The organism is Nonomuraea purpurea, from assembly GCF_042650645.1.
GTDB classification, from domain to species: domain Bacteria; phylum Actinomycetota; class Actinomycetes; order Streptosporangiales; family Streptosporangiaceae; genus Nonomuraea; species Nonomuraea purpurea.
Genome location: NZ_JBHSBI010000009.1, coordinates 84,393 through 102,449, shown reverse-complemented (window position 1 = coordinate 102,449; position 18,057 = coordinate 84,393). Strand labels below are relative to the sequence as shown.

Sequence of the window (18,057 nt, the reverse complement as noted above, 5' to 3'; positions counted from 1 at the left end):
GTCCCCTTGCGTACAGGACCGCCACTCACGGTGACAATTCGATGAATGATACGCCAGGCATCGGCAGTTCGAAGGTCAATGTGACGGGACCGTTAGCCAGGGTGGGCGGGTGCAGCTCGTCCAGGGTGGCGGCGGCGCGCAACTGTTCCCACTGGCCGGGCTCCGGCCAGTCGCCGCCGCCCATCGACCGCCAGGCCGCCTCGACGTTGCTGTGGTCCTGGTCGATGCGGTGGTGGGTGATCGTGTGCTCGCCTTCGATCCCGTTGACGGTGAGCAGGACCGTGCGGGTCAGCTCGGGCGCGCCGCTCGCCTGGGCCTGGTTGAGCGTGCCGTTCCAGACCAGGACGCCGACCCTGCCGTCGTCGTGCCTGGCGGCCCAGACCTCGACGCCGGCCACGTCGCCGTCGACGGCCGTGGCCAGCTCGGCGTCGCCCAGCCGGGCGGCCAGGGCCAGGGCGTGGAAGCGGGGCTTGCTCAAGTTGCCGACTGTCAGCAGCCCGAACCCGCCGTGGAAGAGCCGCGGCGGCCGTCCGAGCTCCTCGAAGTGGTCGGAGGCCACCCAGTGCGACAGCGCGGCGACGCGGCCGGCGGCCGACTTCATGCCGTGCAGCAGGAACGTCGCCCCGAACGGTCCGTCGCCGATGCCGTGGAAGTGGGTGGGCGTGGGCCCCCATTCCGTCCACCAGACGGGCACGTCCAGCCCGTACCTGGTCAGCACGGGCCGCCAGTCGAGCGGCGCGTTGCCGTAGGTGTGGGTGGAGACGAAGTCGAGCGCCGCCCCCGACTCCTCGACGTGGGCGAGCAGCTCCTCCACCCAGCCGTTCGCCGCCGAGGCGGGGCCGCCGACGCGCAGGCCGGGGTGGACGTTCTTCACGGCGGCCGCGGTGACGTCGTAGAGCAGGAAGTACTCCTCGGGCGTGCCGGACCAGAAGACGGCCAGGTTCGCCTCGTTCCAGACCTCGAACGCCCAGTGCTCGACCAGCTCGTGGATGCCGTACCGCTCGACCAGGTGCTCGACCAGCGCCCTGACCAGGTCGCTCCACGCCTCGAAGTCCTTCGGCGGCGAGATGATGGCCTTGTAGGAGAAGACCGTCTTGGACGGGTCGGAGGCCAGGTCGCGCGGCATGTAGCCGAGCTCGACGATCGGCCGCAGGCCGAGCGCGACGACCTTGTCGTAGACCGCGTCCACGCCGCTGAAGTCGTAGACCGCCTGCCCGTCGACCTCCTTGTACACGCCGAGGTCGTCGCAGAGGATGGCGTGCGCCCTGACGGTCTGGACGCCGAGCTCGTCGCGCATGATGCGCAGCGCCCGCTCCAGTTCCTCGCCGATGGGCCTGCCGCCGCTCTCGTCGGTGCTGAGCAGGTGGGACAGGTGCTCGGAGCCCACCATGGACGCCCACGGCCGAGGCAGCTCGCGCGTCACCCGCCGCGCGTCCACGCGGATCGACACGGCCGCCGCCGAGTCGACCGGCGCCGCGCGGACCTCCTGCGACAGGGGGCCGAGGTGGTCCATGGCGGCGATGGCGGCCACCGCGTAGGCGGCCTCGCCGTGGCCGGTGTCCACGTAGCGGCAGGCCGGGACGGCCGGGACGTCCACGTCCGGCTGCGTGGCCGGGACGCCGTCCCGGTGCACCAGGTAGCCGATCGCGCCGGGGACGGGGTTCCAGGTCAGCGTCACCTGGCCGCCCCCCGGGACCGCCCGGAGGCCGGTGGGGGCCTCCGGTGCGGGCCGGGCGGCCGGGCTGAGCTCGCCTGATGCCTGCCCGATGCGGTCCTGCCAGTCGCGTTGTGCGGCTGTGTCCATCAAGAATTCCCCACGTTCCATTCTTCGATCTCCATCACCGGCCGGAGCTTGGCCTCCACGCCGGAGCCCGCGAAGTAGCGGTGCAGGTCGCCGCCGGTGAGCACGTTGCCCAGGGCGGCCATCACCATGCCCTGGTCGAGCGCCAGGTACCACGTGGACACGGCCCCTGAGCGGACCGCGACCGCGTCGTAGAAGCCGCCGGGGCCGTAGGCGTCGAAGTTTTCGCGCAGCTTGGCCAGGTTGGCCATGGCCGCCCCCTTCGCGTACGGCAGCGCCAGGAAGCTGGCGTGCGGCGTCACCACGCCGTCCCCGTAGGCCGCCGGCTCCGGCTTGGCGGGGCGGCAGCCCTCGTAGCCGGGGTCGACGCTGGTGCGTTCCGCGTCGGAGGTGTAGCCGGGCTCGTCCATGCCGAGCGCGTCCACGCCGTACTCGCGGTAGCCGCCGTGCGGGTCGTTGGAGGGCGAGAAGCCCCAGTAGCCGTACTCGGCCTCGTTCAGCCCGTGCTCGATCTGGGCGCGCACGAACACCGGGTGGTTGCGGCCCCAGCTCCGCGGCGCCCACTTGGCCTCGGGGACGACAAGGTCGGGCATGAGGGCCTCGAACATCGAGCCGCCCCAGTTGGGGACGTAGCGCAGGCCCCGGTAGGTGTAGGTGCCCTCCCAGACGTTGACGCCCAGGTACTTCTTCCACGCCCCGACCGGCTTCTGCTCCTGCCAGCCGAAGTCGCAGCCGTTGTCGGGGAAGGTGCGGTAGGGGCCGTAGTAGCTCTCGCGCGGGATCTGGCCGAGAGCGATGGCGACGTACTGGCCGATCCTGGTCTCGGCGGGCGCGCCGTAGTGGTGACAGGTCGAGTAGACGGTCGTGCCGGTGCCGGCGTAGTCGCTCTCGACGGAGCAGCCTTCGGGCCGCTCGGGCCAGAAGCCGCCGCGCAGCAGGCCGGTGCCCGCGTCGGGGCGGGCCGCCTTGTCGTAGTAGGAGGCGAAGTTCATCGAGGTCAGCAGCCGGTTGGCGCGCTTGGCCTGGGCGGGTACGGCGTTGCGGACCATCATCAGGGCGGTGGCCAGCCAGGCGTTGTCCACGCTTGAGGCGAACGGCCGCACCACATCGCCGGTCTCCGGCCAGGTGCGGACGAGCCGGAGGGTGGCCGGGTCGTACCAGTTGTAGTACTGGCCGCTCGGGGCGTGGCGTTCCAGCCCCTCCAGCGCCTCGATCACCTTGTCCACCCGTTCGGCCGCGTCGCGGGTGCTGATGAGGCGCAGGTCGCGGGCGACGAGCGTGCTCCACAGGTATGTGCCGATGTTGGTCGGCGAGGTGACCTTGGCCCTGGTCTTGAGGTCGCCGGTCACCTTGTCGGCGGGCAGGCCGCTGGCCGGCTCGACCATGGCGGTCATCGAACGCCAGGTGTCCTTGGCGTAGCGGAGCAGCGTGGCGTCCGCGGAGGACGCGGAGGACGGGGAGGCGTTCGCGGCGGTGGCCGGGGCCGCCAGCGTGAGCACGAGGGAAGCGGTCAGGACCGTCTTGCGCATGGGGGGCTCCTATTTGAGGCCGGAGGTGGCGACGCCCTGGACGAAGAAGCGCTGCAGGAAGACGAACAGGAACAGGATCGGCGCGATCACCACGACCGAGCCGGCGACCAGCAGGTTGTAGTGGGTGCTCTCGTGGCCGTTGAGGATGTTGAGCGCGACGGGGAGGGTGTACATGTTCTCGCTCTGCGCGACCACGGCCGGCCACAGGAAGTTGTTCCACGCGCCGAGGAACGTGATCAGCCCGAGCGTGGCCAGCGCCGGCCCGCACAGCGGCAGGATGATCGTGAAGAAGATCCGGAACTCCCTGGCACCGTCCACCCGGGCGGCGTGGATGAGTTCGTCGGGCAGGTCGGAGATGAACTGCCGCATCATGAACACCCCGAGCGGCGCCACCATGGTCGGCAGGATGATCCCGACGAACGTGTTGACCAGGCCGAACCTGGCGATCAGCACGAACTGCGGCATCATCACCACGATCGCCGGGATCGCGAGCTGCACCAGCACCAGGCCGAAGGCCAGATCCCTGCCGCGGAAGGAGAGCTTGGCGAAGGCGTAGCCGACCATCGAGCAGAACAGCAGGTTCGTGGCCACCAGCACGAGCGCGACGATCATGCTGTTGGCGAAGGCGGTGCCGATGCTGACCCGGTCGAACAGTTCGGTGAAGTTGTCCAGGGTCCAGCTCTGCGGCCAGAAGGTCGGCGGGTCGCGCCTGATCTCCCGCTCGGGTTTGACCGAGCTGAGCGCCGTCCACAGGAACGGCCCGATGACCAGCACCAGCCCCAGGCCGAGCCCGAGGTAGACGATGAGGTGCTGGCGGCGGGTGCGCTTCATCTGCTCCTCCCGAGCCTCAGTTGCAGGACGGCCAGCGCCACGATCACGGTGAACAGCACCGTGGACGCGGCCCCGGCGTAGCCGTAGTTGCCGACGCCGAACTGGTTGAAGATGGCCAGGGAGGCCGACAGCGTGGAGTTGAGCGGCCCGCCGTTGGTCATGACCAGCGGCTCTTCCAGGAACTGCATGAAGCCGACCGAGCTGTAGACCGTACAGAACAGCAGCACGGGCCGCAGCGACGGCACGGTGACCGAGCGGAAGCGGGCCCACCGGCCCGCCCCGTCGACCTCCGCCGCCTCATACATCTCCCTCGGGATGCTCTGGAGCGCGGCCAGCAGCACGACCATGTTGAAGCCGAAGCTGCGCCAGGCCGTCATGACGATGATCGACGGCAGCGCGGTGGCCTCGTCCTGCAGCCAGTCGGGGCCTTGGACGCCGACCAGCTCCAGCAGCCGGTTGACCAGCCCGGCCTCGGGTTCCAGCAGGAACTTCCAGGCCACGGCGACGCCGATGATGCTGGTGATGTTCGGCAGGTAGTAGCCGAGCCGGAAGAACGCGGCCGGCAGGCGGGCGATGCCCGTGTTGAGCAGCACGGCGGCGGCCAGGCCCAGCCCGATCGTCAGTGGGAGCGCGGTGAGCACGAACACCACGGTGTTGACCGCGGCCCTGCGCATCGCGGCGTCGTCCATGAGCCGCAGGTAGTTCTCGACACCGACCAGGTTGACGCCGAGCGGATCGCTCACGTCGGTGCTGCGCATGTCGGTGAAGCTCATGCCGATGCCGACCAGCAGCGGACCCAGGTAGAAGACGGCGAACAGCACGACGAAGGGCAGGATGAAGATCCAGCCGATGCCCGCCTGGCGCAGCGTGCTCCTGACCTTGATCGGGGCCTGGGCCGGCGGCGCCTGCCTCGTGAGTACGGCCATGGGCTTAAAGGCCGGTGCCGATCGTCTCGGCCTGCGACTGGAGCGCCTTGGCCGTCTCCTCGGGCGTCTGCCTGCCGAGGGCCAGCTTCTCCAGCTCCGCCTCCAGCACCTTGGCCACCTGCTCCCAGGTGGGGAACGGCGGCGGCGTCTTGGCGTCCTTGAGCTGCTCGCCGAAGACCGCGAGCTGCTTGTCGGCGGTGAGCTCGGGCTGGTTCCACGCCGCCTGGACGGCGGGCAGCGCCTTGACCGTGGTGTACCACTTGGCCTGGACCTCGGGCTCGCTCAGCCACTGGATGAACTTCCAGGCGGCGTCGCGGTTCTTCGCCTTCTTGAACACCGCCATGGCGGAGCCGCCGATGAAGCTCGTGCCCGAGACCGGGCCCTTCGGGTAGGGCGCCACGTCGAACTGGTCCTTGAAGCCGGGGCCGCCGTCGTTGGAGAGCACGCCGATCATCCACGGACCCGAGAAGAAGCCGCCGACCTCGCCCTTGATGAACGTCTGCGGGAAGGCGCCCTCGGGCGTGTTGGTGGGGGCCAGCTTCTCGGTGAACAGCGACTGGTACTGCTTGAGCGCCGTCAGCGCCTGCGGGGTGTCGAAGGTGTACTTGCCGTCCTTGACGATCTCGCCGCCCGCCTGCCAGATCAGCGGCAGCACCTCCTGCCAGGCCGCGCCCAGGGTGTAGCTCTGGTTGAAGCCGCTCTTGGCGCCGCCCTTGTCCTTCAGCGCCCTGGCGAAGTCGATCATCTCCGCCCACGTCTCCGGCGGCTCCACCCCGGCCTTCTTCGCCTGGTCGGTGCGGTAGTACAGGACGCGGGTCTCGACGTACCAGGGCACGCCGTACGCGGTGCCGCCCACGTCCACGGTCTGCCAGGCGCCGGGGAAGAAGGCCGACTTGTCGACGAGGTCGCCGGGCGTCGGGTCGAGGGCGCCGGTCTTGGACAGCTCGCCCGACCAGGTCGAGCCGATCATGCTCACGTCGGGCGTGGCGCCGCCCGCGATGGCCGCGGTGATCTTGTCGTGGGCCACGTCCCAGCCGATCGCCGTGACGTTGACCTTCACGCCGGGGTTGACGCTCTCGAAGTCTTTGACGAACGCGCCGAGCGCGTTGCCCTCCTCGCCCATCGCCCAGACCGTGACCTCCCCCGTGATCTTGCCGGTGGTGATGCCCCGCGCCTGCTCGGGCGCTTCGTCGGTGTCTCGGCCGCAGCCCGCGGCCAGGATCGCGATCGCCAGCAGGCCGCCGGTGGCGGCGCGCCGGGTGGTGGTGTTCACGTTCGTTCCTCCAGGGGGTGGTGACCACAGCTCGACCGGATCTGCAGCTCGGTGGTCAGGATGAGGTGAGAATGGGCGTCGCGGACGCCGGTGATCAGCTCGTCGAGCGCGCGGGCGGCACGGCCGCCCAGCTCGCGCATCGGCTGGCGGACGGTGGTCAGCGCAGGGCGGGCGTGGCGGGCGGCCATGATGTCGTCCCACCCGGTGACGGCCAGGTCGCCGGGCACGTCCAGACCGAGCTCCTCGGCGGCGAGCAGCGCCCCCAGCGCCACCTCGTCGTCGGAACAGATGATCGCCTCGGGCCTGCTCCGCCCCTGGAGCAGCTTCCTGGCCGCCTCGAAGCCGCACTCGACGGTGTACTCGAGCGTGGGCACGGCCTCGATCGCGCCGCCGAGGGCCGCACGCACGCCCTGCCAGCGCTCGTCGACGTCGTCGCCGCTGGTCAGGGGCTTGCCGAGGAAAGCGTAGCGCTCGTAGCCGTGCCCCGCCAGGTGCCCGGCCAGCGCCCGCGCCGAGGCGGTGTTCTCGCTGCGCAGGGTGTCGGCGCCGGGCAGCGGCTCGCGCGAGATGAACACCAGGCGCACCCCGAGCCGCACCAGCTCGGCCACCAGCGGCTCCGGCACGGTGTGGCCGAAGATCAGCAGCCCGTCGACCCGCCCCGCCAGGTCCTTGATCAGGTCGTTGACCTTGGTGCGGCCCTTGGTCGACAGGATCACCACCGAGCGGCCCAGCTCGGAGGCGACCTCCTCGTAGCCGAGCAGGACCTCGGTGTAGTAGGGGCCGGCGAGGTCGGGGAAGACCACGCCGTTGGCCGCGTGGCGGCCCTGCGCGAGGCTGACGCCGAGACGGCTGGGCGTGAAGTTGAGCTCTTCGACGGCCTTGAGCACCTTCTCGCGCGTCCTGGCCGCCACGGGGCCCGTGCCGCGCAACGCCCTGGACACGGTCGCGATCGACACGCCCGCCCGCTTGGCGACCTCGTAGATGGTCACGTCCATCGACACAGCTCCCTCGGTGTGTAAGCGCTTCCACAACGAGCTGCTGTAAGCGCTTACACAAATGCAGTGTGCCAGGCCCGTTAACTTCTCGTACAGACCCCGTCGCGTAACGGTGAGGTCACGCCGCGAGTGGGTAGCTAGCAGACATGCTCTACGGCAAGGAACACGTCCGGCGTTATCAGGAGACCAACGGCAAGGAGGGACACGACTGGAACAACACCACCGTCCTCCTCCTCACCACCAAGGGCCGCAACTCCGGCAAGCCTTATACAACCCCGCTCATCTACCAGAAGCACGGCGACACCTACGTGGTCGTCGCCTCCCACGGCGGAGACCCCGAGCACCCGCAGTGGTACAAGAACCTCGTGGCCGACCCGGACGTGGCGGTCCAGGTCAAGGGCGAGCGCTTCAAGGCCCACGCCCGCACGGCCGCCGGCGACGAACGCCGCGACCTCTGGCCCCTGATGACCAGCGTCTGGCCGGACTACGACGAGTACACGAAGAAAACCGAACGCCAGATCCCCGTCGTGATCCTGGAACCGGCCAAGTAACGCATGTCGAACCACTTAGCGGGCCGGCGACCCCGCCGTGACGACGCCCGACCCCGTGCGGGTCAGATGCCGTCCCCCTGGAGGCCCTCAGCCCTGTTCGGCGGTTGGCGTGCCGCCGGCCCGCCGTAAAAGAATCATGGTTTTAGAAGTGATTCATACAGAGAGATCGTGCGGCGCGCGATGGACTGCCAGGAGAAATGCTGGATCGCGCGGTGGCGCCCGGCCTGCCCCATGGCACGGGCCCTGTCAGGATCGCCGAGCAGCGAGTTGACCCGCTCGGCCAGGTCTGCGGCGAAAAGTTCGGCATCATCAGGCGCGCCGGAGATCGGCACCAGCAGCCCCGTCTCCCCATCGGCCACCACCTCGGGAATGCCGCCGGTGGCCGTCGCCACCACGGCCGTCTCGCAGGCCATCGCCTCCAGGTTGACGATGCCCATCGGCTCGTACACCGACGGGCACACGAACACCGTCGCGTGCGTCAGCAACTGGATCACCTTGGGCTTGGGCAGCATCTCCTGGATCCAGAACACCCCGTCCCGCTCCAGGCCGCGCACCAGCTCCGTCACCTCGGCCGCGATCTCCGGCGTGTCCGGCGCGCCCGCGCAGAGCACGAGCTGGGCGCCGGGGTCGAAGGAGCGCGCCGCGCGCAGCAGGTGGACCAGCCCCTTCTGGCGGGTGATGCGGCCCACGAAGACGACGTACGGGCGGCCGGGGTCGATGCCGTGTTCGCGCAGCACGTCGGTGTCGGGGTCGGGGGCGTACTCGGCGGTGTCGATGCCGTTGTGGATCACGCGGACCCGCTCGGGCGGGATCTCGGGGTAGGCGGACAGGACGTCGCGGCGCATGCCCTCCGAGACCGCGATCACGGCGTCCGCGGCGGCCAGCGCGGTGCGCTCGGCCCATGACGAGACCGTGTAGCCGCCGCCGAGTTGCTCGGCCTTCCACGGCCGCAGCGGTTCGAGGCTGTGCGTGGTGACCACGTGGGGCACGCCGTGGAGCAGCTTCGCGACATGCCCGGCGAAATTGGCGTACCAGGTGTGCGAGTGGACGACGTCGGCGCCCGCGCAGGCCGCGGCCATCTCCAGGTCCACGCCGAGCACCTGCAGCGCCGCGTTCGCCTCCGCCAGCCCGCCGGGCACCCGGTAGGCCGTGACTCCCGGCTCCACACGTTCGGCCCCGAAGCAGCGCACCTGGACGTCGGCCAGCTTCCGCAGCTCTCTGGCCAGGTACTCCATGTGCACCCCGGCGCCGCCGTACACCTCGGGCGGATACTCCCGGCTGAGCAGATCAACACGCATGACACGACCTTACGGCGGGCCGGATGAGGGAGCCCACGGTAGGGAGACAATTTGCACCTACCATCAACCTGAGCATAGGGAACACATCGCCAAGCCCACTGCCGACCGCGCATTGAGGGCTAAATCAGGACACGAGGGAACTTCACCGTGCCGGGTTTCGTCGATAGATCGGCCATTTGGGGGTAGCGTCCAGGACATGAGGTCCCGGAGGGTGCTTGCGGTCGTGCTGGCAGGTGGAGAGGGCAAGAGGCTCATGCCGCTCACGGCGGATCGGGCGAAACCGGCGGTGCCGTTCGGGGGAATGTACCGGCTCATCGATTTCGTCCTGTCCAACCTGGCCAACGGCGGCTTCCTGAAGATCGTCGTGCTGACGCAGTACAAGAATCACAGCCTCGACCGGCACGTCTCCCGGACCTGGCGGCTGTCGGCGATGCTCGGCAACTACGTGACACCCGTGCCGGCGCAGCAGCGGCTCGGGCCGCGCTGGTTCTCCGGCTCGGCGGACGCGCTCTTCCAGAACCTGAACCTGATCTACGACGAGATGCCCGAGCACGTGATCGTGTTCGGCGCCGACCACATCTACCGGATGGATCCCCGGCAGATGGTCGAGCAGCACGAAGACTCCGACGCGGACGTGACGGTGGCGGCGATCAGGCAGCCGCTGTCGCTGGCCGACCAGTTCGGCGTGATCGAGACCGACCCCCAGGGGCGGCGCATCGTGGCCTTCAGGGAGAAGCCGAAGGACGCGGTGGGGCTGGCCGACTCACCCGACGAGGTGTTCGCCTCGATGGGCAACTACGTCTTCAAGACGCAGTCGATGATCGACGCGCTGCGCGAGGATGCGCTCGACCCGACCAGCAAGCACGACCTGGGCGGCAACATCATCCCGATGCTGGTCAAGTCGGGCGGCGCCGAGGTGTACGACTTCGCCGACAACATCGTGCCCGGCTCCAGCGAACGCGACCGCGGTTACTGGCGCGACGTCGGAACCCTGGACGCCTACTACGAGGCCCACATGGACCTCATCTCGGCGCACCCGGTCTTCAACCTCTACAACGACAAGTGGCCGATCTTCACCGGGCACGATCCGCTGCCGCCGGCCAAGTTCGTGCACAACGACGGCGACCGGGTGGGGCGGGCGATCGACTCGCTGGTGTCGCCCGGCGTGATCGTCTCCGGCGGGACGGCGATCAGGTCGATCCTGGCGCCCAAGGTCGTGCTCCACTCCCACTCGCTGGTGGAAGACTCCGTGCTGATGGAGAACGTCAAGGTGGGGCGCGGGGCCGTCGTGCGCAAGGCGATCATCGACAAGAACGTGGTGATCCCCGACGGCGCGCGAATCGGCTTCGACCTCGAATACGACCGGACGAGGTTCGCGCTGACCCGGGGCGGGGTGGTCGTCATCGGCAAGAACGAGATCGTCGACCGGTAGTCGGAGGCCGAGGGGTCGGCCTCCCTGTCCTACAGTGCCCCGGGCGGGGGGCTGCGCAGGGCCCGGTGCCGGGCCCTGCGCGGATGCCGGCCGGAACTGCCCCGGCCGGCATCATCATCGGTATTTTGCGCTTACTGCTAGATCCGCGAGCAAATCCCGGGCGCGGATGCGAGCGCCCCGAGACCGAACCTGCCCTGCTTTCTAGGCGCGGCCGAGCCAGGCGCTGGGCCAGCCGTAGGCCTGCCAGGCCGGACCGTTCCAACGGGCGCCCTCGTAGCCGGGGTGGCCCCAGCCGTAACCGGGCTGACGCCAGTCGACGCCCCCGCGAGCCTTCTCCTCGAAGCCGTGCTCCTCGCGGGCCTGCTCCTCGCGGGCCTGCTCCTCGCGGGCCTGCTCCTCGCGGGCCTGCTCCTCACGGGCCTGCTCCTCACGAGCCTGCTCCTCACGAGCCTGCTCCTCACGAGCCTGCTCCTCACGAGCCTGCTCCTCACGAGCCTGCTCTTCGGGGGCCTGCTCCCCCTGAGCCTTCTCGGCGAAACCGCGGTCGGCGTGGCGCATGCCACCCCAGCCGTTGTCGTTCCACTCAGAGGGCCAGCCCCAGTTCCACCCGTGGTGCTTGTGGTGCTTGTGGTGCTTCCTGGCGTGGTGCTCGTCCCAGAACTTCTCGTCTTCGTCGAACTTCCGGTCGTGGTCGAACTTCCGGTCCTCGTCGAATTCCTCGTCCTCGTGGAACTTCTCGTCGTGGTCGAACTTCTCGTCCTCGTCGAACTTCTCGTCGTGGTCGAACTTCTCGTCCTCGTCGAACTTCTCGTCGTGGTCGAACTTCTCGTCCTCGTCGAACTCTTCGCCGTGGAAGCCCTTGTCGTCCTCGTCGAACTTCTCGTCCTCGTCGAACTCGTCGCCGTGGAAGCCCTTGTCGTCCTCGTCGAAGTCCTCCTCGCCGAACTCGTCCTCGTCGAACTCGTCGCCGTCCTTCTCGTCGTCGTGCTTGTTGTCCTCGTGCTTCCTGCGGTCGAACTTCTCGTCGTGCTTGTGCTCCTTCTCGCCTGAGCAAGCGCTCGCCTCGCGGCGAGTGGCGAACACGCCCTCCTTCTCGATGCGCAGCGAAGTCGTGGCGTCAGCGACCCTCAGGTCGCAGCCCATCGAAACGGCGCTGGCAGGCATGGTCATTCCAAAGAGTGCAGCGCTGGTGCCGAGAACACCAGCTACCGCTATGAGGTTACCTTTCATGATCTCCCCCTGTGATCACGAAGTGACAAGGCTCTGATCACTCTACGTAATCAATCCCGGATCGTGGCGTAACGCCACGCCAGGAACATCTCGTCACTTTGTCGGTCCTCTCGGAGTTGTTCTCGGTTATGTCATGACCTGGCAGGAGACACGTTAGATGCGGCTTTTGTGGCTGGTAATTCGCGGTGTTTTAGGGGTGAATGACCTGTGCATAACTGCCGGTTATGACGACAGGTCTTGGACCCGGCGCGGGCCCGAGCCGCATCATCGTCGCCATGACCACGCTGCCCCCGCGCACACGGACCGTGACCGTCGCCGTCGCCGTACTGGCGATGACCGCCTGCGGCGCGGCGCCGGAAGCGTTAGAAATGTCCGAAGTTCCCGCCGGCACAACCGCGCCCGCGACCTCGACACCGAGCGCGCCGGGGAGCGCCTCGGACGTCGTCGCGGCGGCGCGGGCATACGTCGACGCCGTCAACGCCCGCGACCTCGACGCCCTGGTCGCCTCCTTCGCCCGGGACGCCGAGATCGTCGACGTCAGCCGCAGCATCCGCGGACACGACGCCATCCGCGCGTGGGCGGACCGCGAGGTGATCGGCGGCACGCTGCGGGTCGTCTCGATCGCCGAGCGGCGGGCGGACGGCCAGAAGCTGCTGGTCCACTGGGCTCCGGCGGGCTCCGGCGGGTGGCAGGCGCACTACGACTTCACGGTCGGCGGCGGCCGCATCGTCAAGGCCGACCTCCAGTACGCCTGACCAGGACACGCCCCGCCGGCGAAGCTCCGGGCTCAGCCGGAGATGTAGTGCAGAATGATGTTGTGCACGTGGTGGGCCTTGTTGTCCCCCCTGAACTCCACCTCGTACGTGTGCGTGCCGACATGGATGGCGATGGCCCCGGAGGAGAAGAACCCTCCGGCGATGGACTTGTTGCTCACCACGCTGACCGCCGAGATCTTCGAGTACGGGATGCTGGTGATGGCCATGCGCTTGCCCACGAACGACTTGTCCTGCACGATCACACGCCGGTCGGTCAGCCCGAGGAACCCGGTGCCGGTGCCGATGGCGTCATAGACAGCGATGATCCGCTCCCCCTGCAGGAGCCCGCTCTCGATCTGTTTGAGTTGCTCTTTCCTGTCGTACGGGATGTCAGCCATGCCCGGTCAACGTTCAGGCGCGAGCCCGCGTTCCGCCTGGCATTTGGGTCTTGTCGACCTTGCGGTAAGGGATCACCCTAACGGCGAGGAGGCAGTGAGATGTCGCATCCACTCGGAGTCAGCCGACCGGATCTCCAGGTCACCGATCTGCCCACGCCCGAAGAGGTCTTCAAGGTCTCCAGAATCGGGCCCAAGGAACTGTTCAAGTACGCCGTCGGACCGAGCCTGATCGCCCTCGGCATCTCGATCGGCAGCGGCGAGTGGCTGCTGGGGCCCCTCAACGTGGGCCAGTACGGATTCGTCGGCGTCGGCTGGGTCATCCTGGTGTCGGCGCTGCTGCAGACCTTCTACAACGTCGAATGCAGCCGCTACGTCCTGGCGACCGGCGAGACGCCCGTGGTCGGATGGGGCCGGGTGCCTCCTGGCTGGCCGCTGTGGGTGCCGCTGTCCGTCCTCATCGTGATCTTCGCGTTCATCGCGGGCGGCTGGGCGGCATCGGCGGGACAGGGGCTGTACGCGCTGGTCCACGGCGTGCCCCCGGCCGCCGACGCCGTGGAGCCGAGGTTGTGGGCCATCGGCCTGCTCGTGCTGGTGTTCCTCATCACGGCCGGCGCCCGTCGCATCAGCCGCGCCCTGGAGCTGGCGAACTGGGTCATGGTCGGCACCATCCTGGTCGCGCTGCTGGCCGTGGACCTGCTCGTGGTGCCGTTCGAGCTGTGGTGGGAGGGCATCCGCGGCTTCATCACCCCGGCCGCCCCGCCCGCCGGGATCACCGCCACCCAACTCGGCGGCCTGGCCGGGTTCACCGCGCTGGCCTCCGGCCTGAACTGGTACGTCATGGGCCACTACCGCGACAAGGGCTACGGCATGGGCCACCGCGTCGGCTACATCTCCGGCCTGCGCGGCGACCGGCGCGAGATTCTGGCCAGCGGCGTCACCTTCCCCGACGACGAGCGGAACCGGGGCCTGTGGCGCAGGTGGTACCGGCTGCTGATGGTCGACATGTGGGGCGTGTTCTTCGTCGGGGCCGTCCTGGGCATGCTGCTGCCCACGCTCCTCATGGCGCAGGCGGTCGCGATGTCGGGCGAGAAGCCGACGCGGGCGAACGTGCCGACGTTCGTCGCCAGCGCGCTCGGCGACGAGTACGGCCAGGTGGTCTTCTACGTCGCGCTCGTGGTCGGGGTGCTGATCCTGTTCTCCACGCAGCTCGGCATCTTCGAGGCGATGGTGCGGGTCACGACGGACGCGGCCAACGCCACGAGCCCGCGCCTGCGGGCGCTGATCTCGGGCGACCCCCGGCGCTTCTACTACCCGTTCATGCTCCTGCTGCTGGTCCTCATCTCGGTCATCATCTTCCAGTCGCTGCCGGTGGGGCTGGTGGAGTGGTCGGCGAACATGTCCAACCTGGGGGCGCTGATCTACCCGTTCCTGCTGATGTATCTCAACAGCAGGCTCCCGCGCCCCGCCCGGCCGCGTCCCTGGCACTACGTCATCCTGGTACTGAACTTCCTGTTCTTCGGCTTCTTCTTCGTCAACTTCATCGCCGACTTCGTGGGCGATCCGCTGGTGACGTTCTGAGGCTACGGGGTGACGGTCGTCAGGAAGACGTCGCCGTTTCCGGCCTTGCCTCCGTAGGTGAGGCCGGTGATCGCCACCTTCCCTGACGGGGTGGTGACGGCGTAGAGGTTGGGTTCGGCGAACGGGTCCACGGCGTCGTCCCTGGCGGTGCCGAGCTGGGCGGCGGCGCGCTGCACTCCCCTGCCGTCCAGCCGCAGTGTCAGGACGTCGGCGCCGCCGGCCTGCACCCCGACCCTGCCCCGCGTGTACCCGGCGACCTCGACCCCGCCGTCCGGCAGGGCCGTCACCGCGGCACCCTCGTCGGCGGACGGGGTGGCGAGCGTGTGCCGCCAGCGCTGCCTGCCCTGGGCGGTGTGGGCGACGGTGAGCGCGTCGCCTGCCGTGGCGCCGGTGGCGACCGCGAGCCCCGCGGTGGTGATCGTCACGGCGTTCAGCCGGTCGTCGCCCGCGCCGCCGGCCGTGGTAGCCCACCTGCGGGTGCCGTCGGCAGCGTACGCGGCCAGCCAGCCGTCCAGGCCGCCGAGCGCGGTGGCGCCGGGCAGGGCGGCGGTGGCGCTGCCGGCGACGTAGACGGCGGAGGCGTCGGCGGCGACGCCGTACGCCTTGTCCTCGCCCGCGCCGCCGTACTGGCGGATCCACGAAACGACGCCCTCGGGGGTGAGGCGGGCGACGATGGCGTCCTTGTCGCCGGCGTTCTGGCCGTCGAGCGCACCCTTGGTGTAGCCCGCCACGTACGCGCCGCCGTCGGGGACGGCGGCCAGGCCGTAGAGGCGGTCGGCCGCGTCCGGCGCGCCGAACTGGGTGATCCAGCGCACGGTCCCGCCCGCGTCGAGCCGGGCCACGAACGCGTCGTCGGTGCTGTTGCCCGCGTGCTTCCCGTCGAGGTCGCCCTTGGTGTAGCCGGCCGCCAGCACCCCGCCGTCCGGCAGGGCGACCACGCCGTACAGGCGTTCGTCGGCGGCCGTGCCGAACTGCCTGGTCCAGGCGCCGGCACGGGTGATCACGGCGTCGAGACGGCCGGCGTGCGACTGGCCGTCGACGGGCCCGCCGGCCGCGTACCCGATGGTCAGGGCGCCGTCGGCGTGCGCGGCGACGCCGCCGGCCCAGTCGTCGGCGGGCGTGCCGTGCAGCGGCCCGGTCAGGCCGGTCGGCGGCGTGACGCTCAGCCCCGGGCCGAGCTCGGCCATGGCCTGCTCGAACGCGGGCGTCCAGACCGACCAGTCGTGGCCGCCGTCCATGACGCGCAGTTGCGCCGAGAGCACGGGCGAACGCCTGGCGGCGTTGTAGAGGGCGGCCGACTCGAAGTCCAGGTCGTGGCGGGCGTCGGCGGGGTCGGGGTTGGCGTACTCGTCGTCGCCGACCGCCACGAACAGCCGTACGGGCAGGTCGGGGTCGAGCTCGGGCAGCAGCGCCGGATAGTTGAGCGCCCGGTAGACCTCCTCGGAGAAGCGCTCCTCGCCCTTCCCGAACGCGCCGTGATCACGGGCCGAGGAGTCGGACGGCGGCAGCGGCGTGTAGACCGCCGGGCTGAGCACGGCGGCGGCGCTGAACAGGTCCTGGTGCGCGAGGGCGAACCGCAGCGCGCCCGCGCCGCCCATCGAGTACCCGCCGACCAGGCGGGCCTGCCTGATGGGCGCGGTGCGGTACGTCGCGTCCACGTGCGCGACCAGGTCCCGCGTCAGCGCCGTCTCCACCGGGCGGCCGCCGTCGTGGCGGGAGTCGACGTACCAGTTGCCGCGCTCGCTCCACGGCGCGTCCGGCATGACGGCGATGACCGGCGGGATGCGCCTGGTCCTGATCATGTCGTCAAGCACGGTCTTGACCCTGGTCCACGCCTGCATGGTGTCGCCTCGGCCGTGCAGCAGGTAGAGGACGGGGTGGCGGGCCGTGCTCCGGTCGTAGCCGCTGGGGAGGTAGAGGGTGTAGGCGACGTCCTCCCCCAGGGCCGGTGACGGCGCGGCACCGGTCGTGACCGTGCCACCGGCCCGTACGTCCGTCTCGCCGGGGACGGCGAGCAGGGACACCGCGGCCAGGACGCCGAGCGCGACGATCCAACGAGGTAAGGACATTCGACCGCTCCTGTAAACGTTTACCGCAAGCGCCTTGCGGGGTTTCGGGGATTTTCGTGGTGGGCGTCCAGGTCTGTCAACCATAGTGTGGTCATGATCGTGACCCATCCGCTCCGCCTGCCGGCCGAGGTCGTGGCCGCGTACGGGCTGAAGCTGCTCACCACGTTCCAGCTCCACCACCTGGGCGTGAGCTTCTCCGCCTCCGGCGACGCCTACGTCCTGTCCTCCGTGCGCGAGCGTGACATACGGGCGGACACGACCGCATCCGGCTACCTCGTCGCCCGCTACCGCCCCGACGGCACACCCGTCGCCGCCGTGACCGCCGGGTTACGCAAGAGCTCGGGGTTGTACGACGAGGAGCTCCACTCGCGGATCCCCGACTGGCTGTCGGACGTGTGCGTGCTGCCCGGCGGCGCTGTCGCGGTCAGCTCGGAGGCCGGCCGCACATACCTGCTGGACCCCGATCTGACGCGGCTCGACGGAGCGTGGCCGGGCGAGGCCGACGACCTCCGCGACGCCGCCGCGCACCACGCCCGCTCTTTCGCCGCCGTGATCCGGGCCACCCCGTCGGGCCGGCTGCTCTGCCTGGTGCCGGAGTACGCCGCGCGCGGCTACGGCAGGATGGAGCCGAACCTGTTCGGAACGGCCGACGGCGCGCTCACGCCGCGGGACCGCCCGCGCGTGCGGGTCTTCGCCTGTCTCAACGGCTCTCCCCAGCACCAGGGCGCCTCGCACGTCGTCCCGTACGCCGAGTACAAGGGCGCGCCCGCGGGCCACGGCAACCGCCCCGACCCCGACCTGCGCGCGCTGACGTCGGGGCGGTGGGCCGACGTGCCGAGGTGGACCTTCACCCCCTGGCTCGGCAGCCCTGTCGTGGCCGCCGACGACCTGTTCGTCATCCCGATCTTCGACCCGGGAGTGAGGCGGTCGAGCCCGTACGTGTTCGCGCTCGTGGACAACACCGGCGTCATCCGCGGGCGGCTGGAAGGGCTCGGCCAGGACGACAGGTCGCCCTACCCCGGCAAGCACTACGCCGTGGCCGCCGACCCGGCACGCGGCCGGATCTTCCACATCAACCGGTCGGGCCTGCACGTCTGGTCCACCGACGGACAGCCGCTCGTCACGCTGTCCGCCGACGACAAGGTCTACAAGCCGCTGACGCGCTTCCACCTGGCCGGCTGCTCCCCCGCCGGCGAGCTGGTGCTGCTCCACGAGAGCCACCACCTGCTGCTGCGCATCGGGCTGCCCGGCGACCTGGACCGGCTGGGGCCCACCGTCCAGACCGCGCTCGCCGAGCACACCCGCCGCCGCAACCAGCTCAAGAAGGAGCTCGCGCCCTCGAACTGGATCTGGACCGCCCCCGTCGACACGGTGATCGTCTGAAGTTTCCA

At 69.7% G+C, this 18,057-nt stretch carries 15 protein-coding genes; 5 read left to right on the top strand and 10 right to left on the bottom strand.

What is annotated here, in order from left to right; translation table 11 throughout:
- Nucleotides 1-25: 25 nt before the first annotated feature.
- From ACFOY2_RS19180 to ACFOY2_RS19155, 6 genes are read right to left on the bottom strand one after another with little or no spacing between them, the layout of a single operon-like run.
- Entirely contained in the window at nucleotides 26-1,804 is a 1,779-nt protein-coding gene (locus ACFOY2_RS19180; protein WP_379529417.1) for a GH39 family glycosyl hydrolase, read from the bottom strand.
- Nucleotides 1,804-3,330 carry a glucoamylase family protein gene (locus tag ACFOY2_RS19175; RefSeq protein WP_379529416.1) on the bottom strand — a complete coding sequence of 509 codons (1,527 nt, stop codon included), beginning with the start codon at nucleotides 3,328-3,330 and terminating at the stop codon, nucleotides 1,804-1,806. Before ACFOY2_RS19175 ends, ACFOY2_RS19180 begins: the two co-directional genes overlap by 1 nt.
- 9 nt (nucleotides 3,331-3,339) lie before the next feature.
- Nucleotides 3,340-4,161 carry a carbohydrate ABC transporter permease gene (locus ACFOY2_RS19170; RefSeq protein ID WP_379529415.1) on the bottom strand — a complete coding sequence of 274 codons (822 nt, stop codon included), beginning with the start codon at nucleotides 4,159-4,161 and terminating at the stop codon, nucleotides 3,340-3,342.
- Entirely contained in the window at nucleotides 4,158-5,087 is a 930-nt protein-coding gene (locus ACFOY2_RS19165; RefSeq protein ID WP_379529414.1) for a carbohydrate ABC transporter permease, read from the bottom strand. The genes ACFOY2_RS19170 and ACFOY2_RS19165 overlap by 4 nt, the downstream gene beginning before the upstream one ends.
- Nucleotides 5,088-5,091: 4 nt before the next feature.
- Nucleotides 5,092-6,360, bottom strand: a complete 1,269-nt coding sequence (locus ACFOY2_RS19160) for a sugar ABC transporter substrate-binding protein (RefSeq protein WP_379529413.1) — start codon at nucleotides 6,358-6,360, stop codon at nucleotides 5,092-5,094.
- Complete coding sequence (locus ACFOY2_RS19155) at nucleotides 6,357-7,355, bottom strand: LacI family DNA-binding transcriptional regulator (RefSeq protein WP_379529412.1); 999 nt, start codon at nucleotides 7,353-7,355, stop codon at nucleotides 6,357-6,359. Before ACFOY2_RS19155 ends, ACFOY2_RS19160 begins: the two co-directional genes overlap by 4 nt.
- A gap of 146 nt (nucleotides 7,356-7,501) precedes the next feature.
- Between ACFOY2_RS19155 and ACFOY2_RS19150 the strand changes: the two genes are divergently transcribed.
- Nucleotides 7,502-7,906: a nitroreductase family deazaflavin-dependent oxidoreductase gene (locus ACFOY2_RS19150; RefSeq protein ID WP_379529411.1), complete on the top strand. Its 405-nt coding sequence runs from the start codon at nucleotides 7,502-7,504 to the stop codon at nucleotides 7,904-7,906.
- A gap of 134 nt (nucleotides 7,907-8,040) precedes the next feature.
- On the opposite strand, the gene glgA is transcribed toward ACFOY2_RS19150, so the two are convergent.
- On the bottom strand, nucleotides 8,041-9,204 hold the full coding sequence (glgA, locus tag ACFOY2_RS19145) for a glycogen synthase (protein ID WP_379529410.1): 1,164 nt from the start codon (nucleotides 9,202-9,204) through the stop codon (nucleotides 8,041-8,043).
- 196 nt (nucleotides 9,205-9,400) lie between these two features.
- Here glgA and glgC point away from each other — a divergent pair, with 196 nt between their 5' ends.
- Complete coding sequence (glgC, locus tag ACFOY2_RS19140; RefSeq protein WP_357815860.1) at nucleotides 9,401-10,636, top strand: glucose-1-phosphate adenylyltransferase; 1,236 nt, start codon at nucleotides 9,401-9,403, stop codon at nucleotides 10,634-10,636.
- Nucleotides 10,637-10,837: 201 nt separating this feature from the next.
- Here the strand turns inward: glgC and ACFOY2_RS19135 are convergent, their stop codons facing one another.
- Nucleotides 10,838-11,806, bottom strand: a complete 969-nt coding sequence (locus tag ACFOY2_RS19135) for a hypothetical protein (RefSeq protein ID WP_379529409.1) — start codon at nucleotides 11,804-11,806, stop codon at nucleotides 10,838-10,840.
- Nucleotides 11,807-12,141: 335 nt separating this feature from the next.
- Here ACFOY2_RS19135 and ACFOY2_RS19130 point away from each other — a divergent pair, with 335 nt between their 5' ends.
- A complete protein-coding gene (locus ACFOY2_RS19130) occupies nucleotides 12,142-12,621 on the top strand; it encodes a nuclear transport factor 2 family protein (RefSeq protein ID WP_379529408.1) in 480 nt (159 codons plus the stop codon).
- Nucleotides 12,622-12,653: 32 nt separating this feature from the next.
- Here the strand turns inward: ACFOY2_RS19130 and ACFOY2_RS19125 are convergent, their stop codons facing one another.
- A complete protein-coding gene (locus tag ACFOY2_RS19125; protein WP_357815853.1) occupies nucleotides 12,654-13,019 on the bottom strand; it encodes a PH domain-containing protein in 366 nt (121 codons plus the stop codon).
- Nucleotides 13,020-13,118: 99 nt separating this feature from the next.
- Here ACFOY2_RS19125 and ACFOY2_RS19120 point away from each other — a divergent pair, with 99 nt between their 5' ends.
- Entirely contained in the window at nucleotides 13,119-14,597 is a 1,479-nt protein-coding gene (locus tag ACFOY2_RS19120) for an Nramp family divalent metal transporter (protein WP_379529407.1), read from the top strand.
- Nucleotides 14,598-14,599: 2 nt separating this feature from the next.
- On the opposite strand, the gene ACFOY2_RS19115 is transcribed toward ACFOY2_RS19120, so the two are convergent.
- Nucleotides 14,600-16,666, bottom strand: a complete 2,067-nt coding sequence (locus ACFOY2_RS19115; RefSeq protein WP_379529406.1) for an alpha/beta hydrolase-fold protein — start codon at nucleotides 16,664-16,666, stop codon at nucleotides 14,600-14,602.
- Between the two features lie 93 nt (nucleotides 16,667-16,759).
- On the opposite strand from ACFOY2_RS19115, the gene ACFOY2_RS19110 reads away from it, so the two are divergent.
- Nucleotides 16,760-18,049, top strand: coding sequence for a hypothetical protein (locus ACFOY2_RS19110; protein ID WP_379529405.1), 1,290 nt, complete (start codon nucleotides 16,760-16,762; stop codon nucleotides 18,047-18,049).
- The last annotated feature ends 8 nt before the right edge of the window (nucleotides 18,050-18,057 follow it).